The organism is Pseudalgibacter alginicilyticus (genome assembly GCF_001310225.1).
GTDB lineage: Bacteria > Bacteroidota > Bacteroidia > Flavobacteriales > Flavobacteriaceae > Pseudalgibacter > Pseudalgibacter alginicilyticus.
Genome location: NZ_CP012898.1, coordinates 3,438,847 through 3,457,384 on the forward strand (window position 1 = coordinate 3,438,847; position 18,538 = coordinate 3,457,384).

The window sequence follows — 18,538 nt, forward strand, 5'->3', positions numbered from 1 at the left end:
TCATATGTTTTTTGTAACCCTCAAAAAACGAATAACTTGTAAATTAAACCTATGAAAACACTCTTTCCTCAAAATAATTTTCCAGACACTTATGATTCCTTTGAGAAGATTTTTAATAATACATATAATGGTATTGCTATTTTAACTTTAGATGGTGATTGGATAAAAGTTAATGATAGCATCTGTGATTTGTTTGGCTATTCTAGACATGAATTATTTAATATGAATATTGAAAATATTATTTTCAGAGATGACTTAGGTGCTCATGAAAGAAAATATGATAGATTAATGCATGGAAAAATTAATAGATATCGTGTGCAGCAACGTTATTTTCATAAAGATGGAACTATTATTTGGGTGTTGATATCTGTTTCGCTTATTTGTAATAAGAAGGGTGAGCCGAATTATATGATTTGGCAATTTTCAGATATTACAGGAAGGAAGAGAAATCAGGATAAACTTAAATTAATGTTGAATGTGGTTAGAGAGCAAAATGAAAGATTGAGTGCTTTTGCAAGTATAATAACTCATAATTTACGTTCGCATTCTGGAAATTTGTCAACACTTATTAGTTTTTTAGAGGATGACTATACTTTGTTAAAAGAAAATGAAAATTTTGATTTGTTGAAAAAAGCTATTGAAAATTTAGAGGAAACGGTATCTCATTTAACTGAAATAGCAAAAATTAAAGAGGTAGATAAAAATAAAATTCAGGTGTTGAATTTATATGATTATGTAGAGAAAGCAATTTATAACATTACTGCTATTGCTAAAAACACAAACACTACAATTGTTAATTATATAGATGAAGATTTGTGTATTAAAGCCATACCCGCTTATTTAGATAGTATTATTTTAAATTTTTTAACCAATGCAATAAAATACCGATCAGAAAAAAGATTGCCAAAGATTAGATTAACAGCAACCATTGACAATGGTTATGTAGTTTTTAAAATTGTAGACAATGGGATGGGCATCGATATGGAAAAATATGGAGATAAACTCTTTCAAATGTATAAAACGTTTCACTATAACAAAGACGCTATAGGAATTGGTTTGTTTATTACCAAAAACCAGATTGAATCTTTAGGTGGTAAAGTAGAAGTAAGTAGTAAGGTGGATGTTGGAAGTGAGTTTTCAATTTATTTTAAGTGTGCATAAAAGGACATCTAATTGCTAAAAAAAAGAAAGACCTGTTCAGTTACAAACAAGTCTTTTTTTTGAGTAACACGAAATTTTAATTTAAACTCTTAAGGGTTGATTTAATATTAAATCAATATATTGATTAACTTTATTTTTAAGATCTTTACGTAATGTAATGAAATCTAAAAAACCGTGTTCTAATAAAAACTCTGCAGTTTGAAAACCTTCAGGTAATTCTTTTCCCGTTGTGTCTCTTACAATTCGTGGACCAGCAAAACCAATTAAAGCGCCTGGTTCACTTATATTAATGTCTCCTAACATTGCAAAAGAAGCTGTTGTTCCTCCAGTTGTTGGGTCTGTACATAATGAAATATAAGGTATGCCAGCATCTGCTAATTGTGCTAATTTTACAGATGTTTTTGCCAATTGCATTAAAGATAATGCGGCTTCCATCATTCGTGCCCCACCAGATTTTGAAATAACCATTAAAGGAATTTTTTTCTCTAAGGCATAATCTGCTGCGCGTGCAATTTTTTCACCTACAACGCTCCCCATAGAACCACCAATAAAGGCAAAATCCATACAGGCAACTACCATATCTTTGCCTTTTGATTTTCCAACCGCTGTTCTAACAGCATCTTTTAAATTGGTTTTAGCTTGGGCTGCTTTTAAGCGATCAGGGTATTTTTTTGTATCTATGAACTTTAAAGGATCTTTAGATTCTAAGTTGGCATCTAATTCTTTAAATTTATTGTCATCAAAAAGAATTTCGAAGTATTCTTTACTGCCAATACGAACATGGTAACCATCTTCAGGGCTTACATAAAAGTTTTTTTCTAATTCTTCAGCATCTACAATTTTGCCAGTTGGAGATTTATACCAAAGCCCTTTAGGAGTGTCTTTTTTCTCTTCTGTAGTAGTTGTTATTCCTTTTGTTTTTCTTTTAAACCAAGACATAATGAATTATGATTTTAGATTAACGCTAATTAGATTTTATATCGTTTTTTGCGTTAAGGATTGAGACATTTGTTGAATGCTCTGCCAATTTTTATTGGAAAGCTATTACCAAAAGCCTGAGTACAAAATTAAACCTTTTTTTAATTTTGTAGTAACGCCATCAATATTTTATTGATTGTTGTAGTGTAATGTGTTGTTTTTTAATTAAATAATAAAAAAAGACCCTACATATTTGTAGAGTCTTTTTAGTATGATTGTAGTAAAATCACCTAAAAGTTATAAGGTGTTTACATTATTTAAGTCTTCAAAAGCTTTCTTTAAACGCGCAACAAAAGTTTTTTCACCTTCGCGTAACCAAACTCTTGGGTCGTAATATTTTTTGTTAGGGACATCGTCACCTTCTGGGTTTCCTATTTGAGCTTTTAAGTACTCAGATTTATCATCCATATAGTTGCGGATGCCTTCCATAAATGCATATTGTAAATCGGTATCAATATTCATTTTAATGACGCCGTAGCTAATACCTTCTCTAATTTCTTCAACAGTTGAACCTGAGCCACCATGAAATACAAAGTCGATATGATTGTGTTCTACACCATATTTTTTAGAAATATATTCTTGAGAATTTTTTAAGATTTTTGGAGTTAATTTTACATTTCCAGGTTTATAAACACCGTGTACATTTCCAAAAGCTGCAGCAATAGTAAATTGGTCACTAACTTTACTTAATTCTTCATAAGCGTAAGCTACTTCTTCTGGTTGGGTGTATAGTTTAGAATCGTCTACATCACTATTGTCAACACCATCTTCTTCACCACCTGTAATACCTAATTCAATTTCTAAAGTCATGCCCATTTTAGACATTCTTTCTAAGTAAGTTTTGCATATTTCAATGTTTTCTTCAATTGGTTCCTCAGAAAGGTCAATCATATGCGAACTGAAAAGTGATTTTCCAGTTTCTTTAAAATGTACTTCACTTGCGTCTAATAAACCATCAATCCAAGGTAATAGTTTTTTAGCACAGTGGTCAGTATGTAAAATAACAGGAACACCATAGGCTTCAGCTAAAGTGTGTACGTGTTTTGCTCCTGCAACAGCTCCTGCAATGGCTGCTTTTTGACCGTCGTTACTTAAGCCTTTGCCTGCATTAAATTGTGCACCCCCATTAGAAAATTGAATAATAACAGGCGCATTTAAGTCTCTTGCTGTTTCTAAAACACCATTTATTGTATCTGAACCTATAACGTTAACGGCAGGAAGCGCATAGTTGTTAGCTTTTGCATGGTTAAAAATAGCTTGAACTTCTTTACCTGTAGCTACGCCTGGTTTTATATTATGTCCCATTTTTTTATAATTGATTAAATAAATATTAGTAATCATCAAAAGTAATCATTTTTTAATCAATTTACTCTGGTTTTAGGCTTTGAAACTCATAAAAATCAACTAAAACGTTATAGTGTTTTTGTGATATTAATAAATTTAGAAGGGATAATTTATACCTATGTTATAAACGGCATTGGTGAAGTTATAATCATTAAACCAACGGTTGTTACCTTGATAAGAAGGGTCGTAAGTTTTAAAGCCAACATCAAAGCGGAAAACGAAAAAACTAAAGTCATAGCGCAAGCCAAAGCCAGAGCCCATAGCAATGTCTTTTAAGTCATTAAAAGTGTCTAAAGTAGCTGGTCCAGTTTCAGTATTGTCAAGGACATTCCAAATATTTCCTGCATCAACAAAAAGCGCCCCATTAAGATTTCCAAACAAATTAAAACGATGCTCTGCACTAAAAAGTAGTTTTAAGTTGGCTTCATTAAACTCGTTGGTTGTTACTGAGCTTCCTGGGCCTAAGCTGTAAGGTGACCAAGCGCGATTGTCGTTAGCCCCACCAGCAAAAAAACTCTTGGCAAAAGGAATACTGTTTGAGTTGCCGTAAGGAATGGCAATACCAAAAAAACTTCTTATGGCTAATATATTTTTTTTACCTAAATTCCAATGTTTAATATAATCTATTTCGGTTTTAACATATTGAGAAAAAGCAACATCAAAAATTTGATACCGATCGTTTTCATCTTTTTTTAGCCCTAATAGTTTTGAAGTATTTGCTAATAAATTACCTGCCAATTCTATTTTATAATTAAATATGGAATAATTCTCGTCAAATAAATTTTCTTGAGTGTTTTTGTTGTAAGTATAACTTGAAGAAAAAATAAGATTGTTCTCTGTTAGTCGTTCTTTGCGCTCATTTATAGCAGAAACAGTTATATAATTTTCATCATCAGGAGTTAATGATGTGTTTTCATTTAGGACATCACTTATAAAATCATCTGTTTCATCAGGGTAATTTAAGTCGTTCCCATTGTTATAATTTAATGTTTTTGAAATGTCATTTAGGCTACTATATGAGGTTCCGTAAACCTTGAAATAATTTCCAATATTTAAGTTTCTTACATATTGTACACTAAAAAAATCGAGTCTGTTGGTAACTTTTGCAGATGGCAACCAGCTATAATTAAAAGCGCCGATAAAAGTTTGCTTATCTAGCCCTATATTGGTTTGGCTGGTACTTGCTAAACTGATACGGGTAGTGGGCGACATGTAATTTGGTATGATTTTATCGGTATTGAAAGGTGAGAATATTCTTGGAATAGTTAATTTTAAATTAAGCCCAATTTCATTGATATCGAAAAAATTGGAATTAGGATTATTCCTATCTATGGAAGCACCTATGGCTCCTATAGCAGATATTTCAAACGTTTCTGCGCCTCTAAATATGTTGCGTATTAGCAAACTTGGGTTTAATGAAAATCCTATACTCTGTATATCACTTCTGGAAACGTCGGCGCTAAAGCCTAAATTGAATTTTTTTAATGGGGTTAGGTAAATATTAGCAGTAAGCGTCTCGTCATCGTTTTCAATATATTTAATGTCTGGATATTTAAAAGTTCTTAGTTCACTTATGTATCTGTAAGTTCGAGTTCTGTCAATATCTTTAAAAATGTTTCTTGGGGATACAAAAACTGCATCGGTTAGAGCTTCAGGATTGAATTGCATTTTACCAATACTATATAAGTTATAACCCTTGTAGTAAATAGAATCCGTAATGGTTTCATTTAAACTACTAAAATTAGTGTTTGAGTATATGTTAACATCCTTGATTTTATAAATTTTAAAAGGTTCACGTCTTATAGAGTCAGGAGTTCTAATGGCTCTATCTTGAATTTGAACATTTACATTTACTTTTTTGTTAGTGCCAATGGTATCAATTTCTACGGTAATATAATCTTGATTAAAATGGTAGACTCCAGAATTTCTTAAGGTATTTGAAATACGGTTTCTTTCAATTTCAAAATTATTGGTTTTGTATTGCTCGCCTATTTTAATAAAAGATTTATTTTTAATGGTTGTATATAATGAGTCAATAATGGGTGATTTTATTTGTTTTGAAATAGAATCAATAACATAGGCTGCACCCGTTATAACATTATAATTTACTTCAGCGCGTTTATTTTCTTTTCTATCAATGGTATAGGTTGCTTTTGCATCAAACCAACCATTATTAAAATGATAATCTCTTAAGTTTTTTAAGGTTTTCTCTGTTTTTGATTCGTCAACAATAACTGGAGCTTCACCTGTAGTTTTAAGCCAATTATTAAAGCCTTTTCGAGAATCAATATATTTATCCAACTGTTTTTCAGATAATAGCTTTTCAAGTCTTTCTTTTCGTTTTGGATTTTTATTGATTGTAGAATGTATTATAGAATCAATATTGGGTCTGGCTAAATTGTATATGTGTAGCCGCAGCGGGTAATTCAATAATTTTCTGTTGGGTTTTTGAAACAGAAGATTGTCTATTGTTTCCGTATTGTTTTTGTGTCCATTTATAATCACCGTATTTTTGGTAAGTAAATGCTCATTTTCTGCAATACTTTTAACTGAATTACACGACGGAAATAGACCGAAGCAAAAAAGAAGAATGACTATTTTTAAAGCTTGTAGTTTCAAATGAAATTTTAGTTAAATTAGATTCTGGGCTTTTTTTATTAATCGAAATAATGAAAAGAACCTAATTAATAGGTCAAAAATACATTATTTACTTTGAAAAAAATATTTAATTAATCATGTTGCTTGTAAGCTAATCGTATTTTTTTCATTTTCTTTATAAATTATAAAAACGAATTTAAATTTGGCTTATAATGCTATCTAAAAACCAGATAAAACTAATAACGTCTTTAAAACAAAAAAAATATAGACAACAGCATGGTTTTTTTGTTGTTGAAGGTATTAAAACAATTAATGAACTTTTACAATCTTATTTTGAGCTTCATGCTTTGTACACCACAGAAACTTTCAATATTGATGCCAAAAGAGAAGTATTAATTTCTAAAACTGATTTAAAACGGATTAGTTTTTTAACCACACCCAATACTGCTTTAGCTATTTTTAAAATACCAGAATCAAAGCCTATTTATGAGAAAGGATTGATTGTTGCTCTTGATGCTTTGAGAGATCCAGGAAATTTAGGGACTATTATAAGGCTTTGTGATTGGTTTGGAATAAAAGATTTGGTGTGTAGTCATGAAACTGTAGACTGTTTTAATCCAAAAGTAATCCAAGCCTCCATGGGGTCAATTTCACGAGTTAATATAAGTTATGTAAATTTGGAAAAATTTTTAAAAGATCAAACAATACCTGTATTTGGGGCTTTTATGACTGGTGAGAATGTGTATCAAAAAATATTATCAGAAAATGGCGTTTTGGTAATGGGCAATGAGGCAAACGGCATTTCAAAGAATATTGAGACTATAATAACCGAAAAAATTTCCATTCCAAGGTTTGGGGAAGTTCAAGCTACAGAAAGTTTGAATGTAGCTACAGCAACAGCAGTTTTATTAAGTGAGTTTAGAAGAGGAAGCTGAGATGGAGCAAGCCGTATCTTATTTTGAACAGGAAATAAAGGTAAGTTTCGTTGAGGTTGCTCTTGCTATTTAAAATTCAGTTTTATTGAAACGTAAAGTTTACAAAAACCCCACGAGTTTTCATATTAGCAATATTACTAGTCCAAGGGCTGTAAGGATCCTCATCTCTAACTAATTCATCATTAATTCCAAAAAGCCCACGAATGGAAGGCGTAAATTTAAAATTGAATAAATAGAAATCAATTCCAAAACCTAACTCATAAAACAAGGAGTTTTTAGTGGTTCTAAATTGGCCATTGCTATTGTCGTCTGGGTTGTTTTCGTTGCTTGAAAGGTTTAAAGCTGTAGAAAAACCACCAACAATAAACGGTTTGAAATTATTAATGCGCTTGGTTGAAATTTTTAATAATAAAGGTAAATGTATGTATGTGGATTTAACTTCACGAATTAAATCAGACTGATTTAGAGCCATACCATTAAAATAGGTTTGGCTGTAATTTAATTCTCTTGTGGTAATAAATAAACCAGGTTCTAAGCGTAAATCAAGATATTTGTTAATACGTAAATTACCAATCAAACCAACATTAAAACCAGGGCTTCTTTTAACATGAATATCCTTTATGTCATTATTATAATCAAAATTAAAATCATAGGAGCTAAGTCCTAAAAAATACCCCCAACGAAGAAATTTGTTGTCTGTAGTCCCTCGGCCTTGGTTGGCATCGTAAATCACTTTTTCTTTTGTGAATAGTTGAGCTTTAGTGTTTTGTGAAAACAAAAAAAAGAATAAAATAAATACGAAGTGTTTCATAAGATTATTTTGATGATGTATAGATTGTAGCCACTCCAAATGTTTGTGGAAAATCTTTAACATTAATAAACCCAATTTTACGCAAAATATTGTTTAAAGCTTCGCCATAAGGAAAAATAGATGCGGATTCGCATAAATATTTATAAGCACTTTTGTCTTTAGAAAACACTTTGCCAATAAGTGGTAAAATATTTTTAGTATAAAACGTATACCCTTGAAGGTAGGGGGTTTTAGTAGGCATAGATGTTTCCAAAATCACGAAGGTACCCTTAGGTTTTAAAACTCTAAATATTTCTTTGAGACCTTTTTCTAAGGTTTCAAAATTTCTAATGCCAAAGGCAACGGTAATGGCATCAAAAGTATTGTCTTCAAATGGCATATTTTCAGAATCCCCTAGAACCATGTCAATTTTTGTTTCTAATCCTTTTTTCTTGATTTTTTCTTTTCCAATATCAAGCATGCCACTGCTAATGTCTAATCCAATAATTTTTTCAGCACTAGTTTGAGCTAATGCTATTGCTAAATCGCCAGTTCCTGTAGCAATGTCTAAAATGCTGTTAGGCTTAGTTTCTTTTACCAACTTAACAACTTTTTTACGCCATTTTACATCAATTCCAAAGGATATAACACGATTTAATCCATCATAATCTCCAGAAATGGTATCAAACATTTGGGTAACTTGCTCTTTTTTTCCTAAATCACTATTTTTATAAGGCTTAATTTTTGTCAAAATCTATTTTTATGGCAAACCTACATAATTTATTTCTACTTTAAAATAAAGTGAATTAAGTAATACTGAAACTATATAATAAGTAAAGAGAAATTTATAGAAAAGATATATTAAGGTTGTTTTTATTTAGCTGTATCTATTTTATAGTATCTTTGTTACACTTTTTATGATTATTAAAAAATGAAAATTATTATTGCGGGTGCTGGTGAGGTAGGATTTCATTTAGCAAAGTTGTTATCTTACGAATCTCAAGAAATTACCTTAATAGATACAAATAAAACAAGTTTAGCCTATGCTGATACTCATTTGGATATTAGAGTTATTAAGGGTGATGCCACTTCAATTTCTATTTTAAAAGATGCTCGGATAAATTCTTGTAATTTATTTATAGCCGTTACATCTAGTGAAACTACCAATATTACGGCATGTGTATTGGCAAAGCAATTAGGCGCTGAAAAAACCATTGCTAGGATTTCTAATACAGAATTTATACATTATAAAGGAGAGGTAGGGTTTACAAAATTAGGTATAGATGAGTTGATTTCTCCTGAAGCTTTAGCTGCAGCTGAAATTGAATTATCATTAAAACAATCGTCTTTTAACGAAACTTATGAGTTTGAAGATGGTGCCCTTACTATGGCGGGATTAACGCTTACAAGGTCCGCTTCTTTTGTTGGAAAAACGGTCAAAGAAGCTGCGTTAAGTTTTCCTGAAATACATTTTGTTCCTATTGCCATTCAGCGATTTGGAACCCAATATACATTAATTCCCCGTGGAGACACTAAATTTAAACGTGGAGATAATGTAGTGTTTATAACTTCGGAAGGTGGTGCTGATGAACTTTGTAGACTTACAGGGAAAGCTAACAGGGATATAAAAAACGTGATGATATTAGGAGGTACTTTAATAGGTTATAAAACAGCACGGGATTTAAGTAGTAAAGGTTTTAATGTAAAACTTTTTGAAGGTAATAGAGATCGAGCTTTTGAGCTTGCAGATGAGCTGACAAAGGTGTTAGTTATCAATAGTGATGGACGGAATGTTGATTTGTTAGAAGAAGAAAATATAAGTGATATGGATGCCTTTATTGCTGTAGGACCTAATTCTGAAACCAATATAATGTCTTGTTTAGTGGCTAAATCAAAAAGTGTTAAAAAGACTATTGCTTTGGTTGAAAATATGGATTATTTTGACTTATCACATTCTATAGGTATTGAAACTTTGATAAATAAAAAGTTATTAGCCGCTAATACCATTTTTAGGTACATCCGAAGAGGAGAAGTTGTAGCCATGACAAAGCTTAATAATTTAAATGCGGAGTTGTTGGAGTTTAAAGTAAAATCAACTTCTGCTGTCTGTAATAAAACAATAAAATCTATTGATTTTCCAAGGTCAGCTATTATTGGTGGGATTATTAGAAATGGTGTTGGAATGATTGCATTGGGTAACTTTAAAATTGAAGAAGGAGACCGTGTAGTAGTTTGTTGTTTACTTCAATCTATTAAACGTGTTGAAAAACTATTCCTTTAAAAATATACAACGTCTTGAAACTCAATTATAAAATTATCTTTCATTTTTTAGGATTGCTATTATTATTTAATGGTGGTTTTATGTTGTTGTCCGCACTTATCAGTTATATTTATAGTGATGGGGTAACCTTCAAAATACTTCAAGCAGGGGTTTTAACAGTTTTTATAGGGCTTGTTGCTATGTTATTAACCCGAAAACACAAAAAAGAAATGAATAAACGCGAAGGTTATATTATAGTAACCTTTGGTTGGGTAATTATGTCATTGTCAGGTTCTTTACCGTATGTAATGACTGAAAGTATTCCAAGTTTTACTAGTGCTTTTTTTGAAACCATGTCTGGGTATACCACAACGGGAGCGTCTATTTTAAATGATATTGAAATTATACCTAAAGGCGTATTGTTTTGGAGAAGTACTACTCATTGGATTGGGGGTATGGGTATTATTGTTTTAGCTATTGCTATTTTACCGTTATTAGGAATAGGAGGGATGGAACTATTTGCTGCCGAAGCACCAGGACCTAGTGCTGATAAATTACATCCAAGAATTACAGATACGGCAAAAAGACTTTGGTTGATTTATTTTGGATACACAGTGGCGGAAACTTTGCTTCTTAAACTAGCAGGGATGACTTTTTTTGATGCCATTAACCATTCTATGGCAACGCTTTCTACAGGAGGATTTTCAACAAAAAATGCAAGTGTTGCTTATTGGAATGATCAGCCGCTTATCCAATATATAATTATATTATTTATGTTTTTGGCAGGGTCAAATTTTGTTTTAAGTTATTTTGCTTTTAAAGGAAAAATTCAAAAAATAATTAAAGATGATGAATTTAAACTATACTTTAGATTTGTGGCAGTGTTTTCTATTATAGCAGCACTTATTATCTTTTTTAAAGCCGATTTAGGCCTATCATCCATTCATCATCCTATGGTTTTAGGTAAAGCAGAAAGTACTTTTAGGCATGCGCTTTTTCAAGTGTTATCAGTAATTACTACTACAGGTTTTGTAACAGCTGATTATACTTTATGGACACCATTTTTGGTAGTTTTCTTTTTTGGCCTCATGTTTTTAGGAGGATCTGCCGGAAGTACTTCGGGTGGTGTAAAAGTAGTGCGTCATTTAATTCTGATTAAAAATGGATTTTTAGAGTTTAAACGAACGCTTCATCCTAACGCTATTGTTCCTGTTCGTTATAACAATAAGGCTATAAACCGGTTTATTGTGTTTAATGTTTTAGCATTTTTTATTCTTTATATGCTGTCATTTATCATTGGAGCCTTGGTGTTTTCTATGTTTGAAATAGATTTTGAGTCGGCCATTGGTTTATCTGCTTCTAGTTTGGGGAATGTTGGTCCTGCATTTGGTAATTTTGGCCCTGTAAATAATTACGCTGCATTACCTCCTTTAGCACAGTGGTGGTCTGCATTTTTAATGCTTATAGGACGTTTAGAGTTATTTACTGTACTAATTTTATTTACTCCTTTCTTTTGGCGTAATCGCTAAATCTTCATATAATTAATTTTTAAAAAGTAAAGATAAGATTTCGTTATGTCCTTTTTAAGAATCTAAAATAGTATACCGCTTCCAAGTAGTGTTTATACAGTTAATTTTTTGTGCTTTTTAACGGTCTATTAAAGAAGAGCAAAAATAACGTTGCATATTAATTATTTTAATTAATAGTTTTTTTACAATAAAAAGGATGGTTAGTCTAAATTTAAATTGTTTTTTATTGGTTCATTAACATTTCAGGAGTTGCTACAGTTCGAAATCCAACATGTTCGGATGCGGAGTCCATACTAGAGCCCATGCGTGAAGATACTCGGTAACTCGCACAATAAGAATCACTACATAAGAAAGAACCTCCACGTATTACTTTTTCTTGAATGTAAGGGTTGTTAGGGTTATAAGCTTTTGTGGCTCCTTGTGGATTTTTAGTTGTTGTTTTTAAAGCAGCAAGCTCTTCATAATAGTTTAAGTTGTACCAATCACTGGTTAATTCCCATACATTTCCAGCCATATCATAAAGGCCAAAACTGTTTGGCGGATATGATTTTACTGGAGCTGTTCTTTCATACCCATCTTCTAAAGTATTGTTTACAGGAAATTCTCCTTCCCAGCTGTTTACTCTTTTAGATAATTCACTTGCATCATCGCCCCAAAAATATATGGTGCCATTTTTGTTTCCTCTTGCAGCGTATTCCCATTCAGCTTCAGTTGGAAGTCTTCTTCCAGCCCATTCACAATATGCTAGTGCATCTTCATAAGAAATATGAACTACGGGGTAATCATCTTTACCTTTAATAGAGCTATCAGGTCCTTCTGGATGTTTCCAATTCGCTCCAATGCTCCATTCCCACCATTGTGAAAAATCATATAAATTAGGGACTGTTGATTTTGATTTTTTAAATAACAATGATCCTGGTTGTAGGATAGAATCGTGTGGTTTTGGAGTACCTTCTGGAAGTTGAGATTTCATAGCTTCCCAATCAATTTTTCGTTCTGCAATGGTTTTGTAACCTGTTTCTTCAACAAATTTTGAAAATTGAGCATTAGTAACCTCCGTTATATCAATAAAAAAACCATCTAAACTTACAGAATGTCTAGGTTTTTCATGTTGCATAGCTGTTTGATCTTGAGGTACGGCACCTTGTTCAAATATACCAGCAGGTACCCAAACCATGCCTTCTGGTGCTTCAGGAATTTCTATGTTTTGTTGAAGCTCTTCAACTGGTAGTTTTGCTTTTGATTTGTCTTGTTTACACCCTAAAAATGTAATAATTGTAAGAAAAATGACAATATAATTATTAATACTCATTGAATATATATTTTATTTAATTTGAGCAAAACTAAGCTTTTATTTAGTTAATATAAATTCAATAACCTGTATTCATTGATTTTTAACTTTTCAATAGTTGTTTGATTTTAATAGTTATATTGTTTTTTGATTAGGTTTATTTTAACGATTTTGCATTTTATTATTAGAATAACAATGTTATATTTACTTTTTAATCTTTTATGTATCGTATAATGACAAACTTAAAAAAGTTTAATTTTTTAATAATTATTATTTTAACGTTTAGTTTTAGTATCCATGCACAACATTCTCATAAGAAGCTAAGAGCATTGATTATGGATGGTGAAAACAACCATGGTATATGGCCTAAGTCTACTATGATGATGAAAGATTATTTAGAAGAAACTAATTTGTTTGAAGTAGATATCGTTAGAAAAGCTTTTACTTGGCAAGGTGAAGAGTATTTAGAGAAATATCCTTTAGCAACTGGAGAAAAAACAACACCTGTTAAGCAGCCAAAATTTGATCCAAATTTTAACCCTAAATTTAAAAAATACGATGTTGTTATTTCTAATTTAGGTTGGAAAGCTTCTGATTTACCTGATAATACAAAAAAGAGTTTTGAAAAATATATGGCTAATGGCGGAGGGTTAGTTGTAGTACATGCAGCTGATAATTCTTGGGGGGATTGGGATGAATTTAATAAAATGATTGGCATAGGAGGTTGGGGAGGTAGAAATACAGAAAGCGGCCCTTATGTATATTATGATAATGATGGTAATCTTAAGTACGATACCTCTGAAGGAAAGTGTGGTAGCCATGGTCCACAGCGGGAGTTTTTAGTAGATACGCGTGCGCCGAATCATCCAATCATGAAAGGATTGCCTATGTCTTGGCTTCATGCTAAAGATGAACTATATGAAAAATTACGAGGGCCAGCTGAGAATTTGACTGTATTAGCAACCGCATATTCTAAAGTTGAAAAAAGTTCTGAGGGAACGCATCAGCCCATGCTTATGGCTATAAATTATAAAAAAGGAAGGGTTTTCCATACAACACTGGGGCATACAGATTATTCAATAGAATGTGTTGGGTTTATTACTACTTTTAATCGTGGCGCAGAATGGGCAGCTACGGGCAATGTTACACAACCTATTCCAATTGATTTTCCTACCAAGACTGCTTCAAGTTCCAGAAAATGGACTAAATAAAAAGTCAAGGATTATCTGTTTAGGTTTTTATTAAATTTAATAATCCGTTTTATGAACTTAAAAGGAATGGTGGGTGCCTTAATGGTAATTTAATTTTTTGTAAGTTGCTATAATGTATTTAGATTATTGTTTTTATGTGTACAGTAACTATAGTTCCTAAAGGGAATGATGACTTTATTTTAACATCAAATAGAGATGAAGCTCCTAATAGGGTTGCAACATTGCCAGATTTTTATGTGGAAGGCACTGTAAAAATGCTATTTCCAAAAGATGAGCTTTCTGAAGGAACATGGATTGGTGTTAGTAATAAAGAACGATTAGTTTGTGTGCTTAATGGTGGATTTATAATGCATCAGCGTGAATTGAATTATAGGAAAAGTAGAGGTGTTGTTGCAAAAGATTTTATGGCATTTAATAACCTTGAACAAGAAGTGGTGTCCTATAACTTTAATAATATAGAGCCATTTACCATGGTAATTGTAGATTGGAATTTAAATTTACGTTTTTTTGAATTGGTTTGGGATGGGCAAAAGTCACATTTTACTAAGTTGCCATTAAAACCAAAAATTTGGTCATCGTCTACATTATATTCTCAAGCGATGATGCAAGAACGCACAGGGTGGTTTGAGGTCTTTAAAACTAAGAATGTATTAAATCAAGACTCAATACTTCAATTTCATAAAACGGCAGGAAAAGATAATAATGATTATGGCGTAGTTATGAATAGAGGTTTTGTAAAAACAACAAGTATTACTCAGGTTAGTAAAACCAATACTAAAGTTGAAATGCTTTACGAAAACATTCATCAAAAAAAAGTATCTCATAAAACATTTTATATGCTTAAAACTATCAATGATTAATACGGGTATTATTTTAATATTAGCCTATCCGGAAACAATTGTTATGGTTTCTGATGAATGGTTTTCTCCATATTTAAGGTTTGTTGGTATTGGAAATAAGAGCCATCTACGGGCTGGCCACGCTGCATTAATACTTATTGATAAAGAAACCGGCGTTTTAGAATATCATGATTTTGGACGTTATATCACTTCAGAACCTTATGGGAGAGTACGTGGGAGAGTCACCGATTGCGAGTTAGACTTTCCTTTAAAAGCAATTGTTAAAGATGGTGAAATTACTAATCTAAATGCCATTTTAAAATTTTTAAGTATGCAGCCTAAATTAACGCATGGCGACGGTATATTAATAGCGTCTGTGTGTGATGAAATAGATTATAAAAAAGCCAGAGCCTATATTACGATGATGCAAGAAAAGCATTTTATTAGGTACGCTGCTTTTAAAAAAGAAGCCTCTAATTGTGCTCGATTTGTTACAGATACTTTAATTGCTTCAGTAACAAATAAAACGATAAAAAAAAAGTTAATACAGTCTAACTGGTTTACTCCAAGTACAGTTGGGAATGTATTATTAGCTAATACTAATGATGCTGTTTTTGAGGTCTCTAATTCTGGCGATATTTCTAAGTTTACGGGGTCGCAAAGTTTAGAAAATTTGAGATGTTTTTTAGATAAACTTAAAAATCATAGAACTGATTTTGTTGGAACATTAAAACCGAAATTAGTTGATGGTTTACATGAAAAGGCACAATGGTTATCAGGTATTGCAGCTGGGGCATGGTTTGAATTACACACTATAGGTAATGATTTGGAGTATGATTTTAAACGCATTTCACCACATGGACATATAGATGTTTATGACCGATTTGTAGTTGATGATGTGTCTTTTAATTACGATTTAGAATATAAATTTGTACATTATTCCAACTGTGCTTTTTTTCACATACAGCAAAATGGTAAACTCTATAGGTTTGATAGAAAACCTATAGTAGCTATATAAATAGAAATTTTAGGTTGAACGTTATCTAATTTCTTGTAAAATTAATATCATCTCCAACAGAAACCTTCCAAGCATCTACCATACCTGCATTAATTTCTAAAACATATTTTGCGGGTGCATTTGAAGGTAAAGAAGCTTCATCAAATGGTTTTGCATTTTTTTGAAAACTAACTATTTTTTTATTGGCGTTGATATAAATGAGATCTAAAGAAAATCGGGTGTTTTTCATATAAAAAAAACGTTCTGTTTCGTCTTCAAAAATAAACAACATACCTTGGTTTTCTTTCATTGTATCTCGGTACATTAAACCTGTTTGAATATCGTAATCGGTTTCTGCTAATTCAATATCTAATTTTTTTATTATTGAATCCGTATTGGATTTGTAAATAGTGAGGTCTGCTTCTTTTTTAAAAGTTACTTCGGTTTGCTTAATTGTTTTGCTTTCCTGTCTGCAAGATTGATGACTTAAGCAGATTAAACTAAAAATAATTAGAAATGAAATAGTTTTTAAATGCATCTTATTTTGAAGTAGATTTGGATTTGTAAAGAAACATAAAGTAGAATCCAATTAATATAAAAGGAATGCTCAACCATTGTCCGGTGTTTAATCCAAACCAATTAATATATTCATCGCCTTGTGGTTCTTTTGAAAATTCAACAAAAAAGCGAACTGTCCATAATAAAACTAAAAACAGCCCGAATAAAAAGCCTGTTTGATCTTTTTTGTTAGTTTTCAAATAGAAATAGCCTAAAATTAAAAACACAAAAATATAACAAAATGACTCGTATAATTGAGCTGGGTGTCTGTATGGGACAGCTTCTAATAAATTTTTAAACTGAGGATTGTCAGTAACAGCATTATAGGCCTTTTGAACATCTTGTATACCTGTTCGTTGCACAATTTCATTTTTGTAATATTGGTCTTGAATAAATCGTACCCCAAAATTGGAGTCAGTTATTTTTCCAATAATTTCTGAATTGATAAAATTACCTATTCTAATAAAAATAGCACCTGAAGCTACCGGAATAACAATGCGGTCCAAGATCCAAAGAATGGATTTATACTTGTATTTTTTTCGGTATAAATACATACCAATAATAATACCTATAGCAGCACCATGACTTGCTAAGCCTTGAAACCCTGTAAATTCAAAACCACCTTTGAATTTAAAAGGTAGAAAAATACTAAAAAAATCTTGTGAAATTAATTCCGATTGGTAAAACAAAACATGCCCTAAGCGTGCCCCAATCATAGTAGCTAAAACGGTATAAATAAATAAAGGATCTAAGTAATCTAAAGATATTTTTTCTTTAGTAAAAATACGCTTCATAATATACCACCCTATAGAAAAAGCTACAACCCACATTAAGCTGTAAAAGTGGAGTTTGAAATTTCCAATAATATCGATACCTGTTATAGGGTTCCAATCAAATTTTAAAAAATACATATATGTTATTTTACAAGTTCTATAATTTCAACTTCAAATATTAAGTTTGTTTTTGGAGGGAATCCATTACCTCCAGATTCACCATAGGCTAAATGGTAGGGGACAAACAGTGTTGCTTGATCTCCAATACTTAATTGTTGTAGTCCTTCTTTGAAGCCAGTTATCATTTTAGCATCTGGACCAATGGAAGCTGCAAAAGGTTGGTATTCATTGTTTTTAATACTTCTTTCACTTACTTGGTTTTGAGCTTCTGCTATTTCTAATTTATTAGTTGCCATAAACAAACCATCATCAAAATACATGGCATAATGAATTAATACCTTGGCCATTTTAGGTAGTTTTTTTCCTGCTCCTTTTTTGGTAACAATGTATTGTAAACCAGAAGGGAGTGTGGTAGCTTGTTCTTTTTGGTTTTTGAACTTTGATATATTGGCGTCTTTAATAGCCTTGGCTTTGGCTTCTTTTTCTTTTTCTATCCGATCAATTTCAGCAAAATGATTGATGAATATTTCTGGAGCATCAAATGACTTAGCTTCATTTCCTTTTCTAATAATGTTTAGCTGTTTAATAACTACATCTTCAATAGGCTTATCATTTTCAGATGTTTTTACATTAGAAATTGTGTCTTGAATATCTAGTCCTATAACTAATTCTCCAAAAACATTGTAATTGTTGTCCAAAAATGGTTTTGCTACTTCAGTTATAAAAAATTGACTTCCATTGCTGTTTGGTCCAGAATTAGCCATAGATAAAACGCCTGGTTTGTCATGTTTTAAATCTGTATGAAATTCATTATTAAACTTATAGCCAGGGTCACCTGTTCCATCGCCAACAGGGTCACCGCCTTGAATCATAAATCCATCAATAACGCGATGAAAAAGTAAGCCATTATAAAATTTTTTGTTTTTAAAAGAGTTCTCAACTAAAGTATTCGTGCCTTCAGCAAGTGATACAAAGTTTGCAACAGTTATTGGGGCTTTATCGTAGGCCAGTTTAGCAACCATAGTGCCTTTGGTGGTAATAATTTCAGCGTATATACCTTCTTCTAAATCTGGGTATTGTATTTTACAAGAACTAAAAGTTAGCAGAGTTATTAGTAGCAAAAATGCTGAATGCAATTTTAAAATATTCATAAC

The 18,538-nt window shown here is 31.5% G+C and carries 16 protein-coding genes; 7 read left to right on the plus strand and 9 right to left on the minus strand.

Translation table 11 applies throughout. From position 1 onward, the window contains the following. Positions 1-51 precede the first annotated feature (51 nt). Positions 52-1,161 (plus strand): sensor histidine kinase, encoded by a 1,110-nt coding sequence (locus APS56_RS14310; RefSeq protein WP_054729750.1) that lies wholly within the window; start codon positions 52-54, stop codon positions 1,159-1,161. 81 nt (positions 1,162-1,242) lie between these two features. On the opposite strand, the gene accD is transcribed toward APS56_RS14310, so the two are convergent. The 3 genes from accD to tamL all read right to left on the minus strand — a co-directional run bounded on the left by accD (position 1,243) and on the right by tamL (position 6,102). Then, complete coding sequence (gene accD, locus APS56_RS14315; RefSeq protein WP_054729752.1) at positions 1,243-2,100, minus strand: acetyl-CoA carboxylase, carboxyltransferase subunit beta; 858 nt, start codon at positions 2,098-2,100, stop codon at positions 1,243-1,245. 276 nt (positions 2,101-2,376) lie between these two features. Beyond that, positions 2,377-3,444, minus strand: a complete 1,068-nt coding sequence (fbaA, locus tag APS56_RS14320; RefSeq protein WP_054729755.1) for a class II fructose-bisphosphate aldolase — start codon at positions 3,442-3,444, stop codon at positions 2,377-2,379. Positions 3,445-3,579: 135 nt separating this feature from the next. Further along, positions 3,580-6,102, minus strand: a complete 2,523-nt coding sequence (gene tamL / locus APS56_RS14325) for a translocation and assembly module lipoprotein TamL (RefSeq protein WP_054729758.1) — start codon at positions 6,100-6,102, stop codon at positions 3,580-3,582. A gap of 191 nt (positions 6,103-6,293) precedes the next feature. On the opposite strand from tamL, the gene APS56_RS14330 reads away from it, so the two are divergent. After that, a complete protein-coding gene (locus APS56_RS14330; protein ID WP_054729761.1) occupies positions 6,294-7,016 on the plus strand; it encodes a TrmH family RNA methyltransferase in 723 nt (240 codons plus the stop codon). An 82-nt stretch (positions 7,017-7,098) separates the two neighbouring features. Here the strand turns inward: APS56_RS14330 and porT are convergent, their stop codons facing one another. Both porT and ubiE read right to left on the minus strand, forming a co-directional pair. Continuing rightward, positions 7,099-7,827, minus strand: a complete 729-nt coding sequence (porT, locus tag APS56_RS14335) for a type IX secretion/gliding motility protein PorT/SprT (protein WP_054729762.1) — start codon at positions 7,825-7,827, stop codon at positions 7,099-7,101. 4 nt (positions 7,828-7,831) lie between these two features. After that, entirely contained in the window at positions 7,832-8,560 is a 729-nt protein-coding gene (gene ubiE / locus APS56_RS14340) for a bifunctional demethylmenaquinone methyltransferase/2-methoxy-6-polyprenyl-1,4-benzoquinol methylase UbiE (RefSeq protein ID WP_098946183.1), read from the minus strand. Positions 8,561-8,737: 177 nt separating this feature from the next. Here ubiE and trkA point away from each other — a divergent pair, with 177 nt between their 5' ends. Next, on the plus strand, positions 8,738-10,087 hold the full coding sequence (trkA, locus tag APS56_RS14345; protein ID WP_054729768.1) for a Trk system potassium transporter TrkA: 1,350 nt from the start codon (positions 8,738-8,740) through the stop codon (positions 10,085-10,087). Positions 10,088-10,101: 14 nt separating this feature from the next. After that, a complete protein-coding gene (locus APS56_RS14350; RefSeq protein ID WP_054729771.1) occupies positions 10,102-11,595 on the plus strand; it encodes a TrkH family potassium uptake protein in 1,494 nt (497 codons plus the stop codon). Positions 11,596-11,818: 223 nt separating this feature from the next. On the opposite strand, the gene APS56_RS14355 is transcribed toward APS56_RS14350, so the two are convergent. Further along, positions 11,819-12,907, minus strand: coding sequence for a formylglycine-generating enzyme family protein (locus APS56_RS14355; RefSeq protein WP_054729774.1), 1,089 nt, complete (start codon positions 12,905-12,907; stop codon positions 11,819-11,821). A gap of 212 nt (positions 12,908-13,119) precedes the next feature. Here APS56_RS14355 and APS56_RS14360 point away from each other — a divergent pair, with 212 nt between their 5' ends. The 3 genes from APS56_RS14360 to APS56_RS14370 all read left to right on the plus strand — a co-directional run bounded on the left by APS56_RS14360 (position 13,120) and on the right by APS56_RS14370 (position 15,954). Further along, entirely contained in the window at positions 13,120-14,097 is a 978-nt protein-coding gene (locus tag APS56_RS14360) for a ThuA domain-containing protein (protein WP_054729777.1), read from the plus strand. Positions 14,098-14,231: 134 nt separating this feature from the next. Further along, entirely contained in the window at positions 14,232-14,957 is a 726-nt protein-coding gene (locus APS56_RS14365) for an NRDE family protein (RefSeq protein WP_054729780.1), read from the plus strand. After that, on the plus strand, positions 14,950-15,954 hold the full coding sequence (locus tag APS56_RS14370) for a DUF6695 family protein (protein ID WP_054729783.1): 1,005 nt from the start codon (positions 14,950-14,952) through the stop codon (positions 15,952-15,954). The genes APS56_RS14365 and APS56_RS14370 overlap by 8 nt, the downstream gene beginning before the upstream one ends. Before the next feature lie 25 nt (positions 15,955-15,979). On the opposite strand, the gene APS56_RS14375 is transcribed toward APS56_RS14370, so the two are convergent. The 3 genes from APS56_RS14375 to APS56_RS14385 are packed head-to-tail and all read right to left on the minus strand — an operon-like array spanning position 15,980 to position 18,535. After that, complete coding sequence (locus tag APS56_RS14375) at positions 15,980-16,471, minus strand: DUF192 domain-containing protein (protein ID WP_054729786.1); 492 nt, start codon at positions 16,469-16,471, stop codon at positions 15,980-15,982. Position 16,472: 1 nt separating this feature from the next. Then, positions 16,473-17,402, minus strand: coding sequence for a prolipoprotein diacylglyceryl transferase (gene lgt / locus APS56_RS14380; protein WP_054729791.1), 930 nt, complete (start codon positions 17,400-17,402; stop codon positions 16,473-16,475). A 5-nt stretch (positions 17,403-17,407) separates the two neighbouring features. Next, a complete protein-coding gene (locus tag APS56_RS14385) occupies positions 17,408-18,535 on the minus strand; it encodes a peptidylprolyl isomerase (protein ID WP_082379363.1) in 1,128 nt (375 codons plus the stop codon). Positions 18,536-18,538 lie beyond the last annotated feature (3 nt).

What these genes read in the sequence shown, in the direction of transcription:
- trkA (WP_054729768.1), top strand. Translation starts at nt 8,738, where the DNA reads ATGAAAATTATTATTGCGGGTGCTGGTGAGGTAGGATTTCATTTAGCA.
- APS56_RS14355 (WP_054729774.1), bottom strand. Translation starts at nt 12,907, where the DNA reads ATGAGTATTAATAATTATATTGTCATTTTTCTTACAATTATTACATTT.
- APS56_RS14330 (WP_054729761.1), top strand. Translation starts at nt 6,294, where the DNA reads ATGCTATCTAAAAACCAGATAAAACTAATAACGTCTTTAAAACAAAAA.
- APS56_RS14310 (WP_054729750.1), top strand. Translation starts at nt 52, where the DNA reads ATGAAAACACTCTTTCCTCAAAATAATTTTCCAGACACTTATGATTCC.
- APS56_RS14385 (WP_082379363.1), bottom strand. Translation starts at nt 18,535, where the DNA reads ATGAATATTTTAAAATTGCATTCAGCATTTTTGCTACTAATAACTCTG.
- porT (WP_054729762.1), bottom strand. Translation starts at nt 7,827, where the DNA reads ATGAAACACTTCGTATTTATTTTATTCTTTTTTTTGTTTTCACAAAAC.
- accD (WP_054729752.1), bottom strand. Translation starts at nt 2,100, where the DNA reads ATGTCTTGGTTTAAAAGAAAAACAAAAGGAATAACAACTACTACAGAA.
- APS56_RS14375 (WP_054729786.1), bottom strand. Translation starts at nt 16,471, where the DNA reads ATGCATTTAAAAACTATTTCATTTCTAATTATTTTTAGTTTAATCTGC.
- APS56_RS14360 (WP_054729777.1), top strand. Translation starts at nt 13,120, where the DNA reads ATGACAAACTTAAAAAAGTTTAATTTTTTAATAATTATTATTTTAACG.
- APS56_RS14370 (WP_054729783.1), top strand. Translation starts at nt 14,950, where the DNA reads ATGATTAATACGGGTATTATTTTAATATTAGCCTATCCGGAAACAATT.
- lgt (WP_054729791.1), bottom strand. Translation starts at nt 17,402, where the DNA reads ATGTATTTTTTAAAATTTGATTGGAACCCTATAACAGGTATCGATATT.
- fbaA (WP_054729755.1), bottom strand. Translation starts at nt 3,444, where the DNA reads ATGGGACATAATATAAAACCAGGCGTAGCTACAGGTAAAGAAGTTCAA.
- APS56_RS14365 (WP_054729780.1), top strand. Translation starts at nt 14,232, where the DNA reads ATGTGTACAGTAACTATAGTTCCTAAAGGGAATGATGACTTTATTTTA.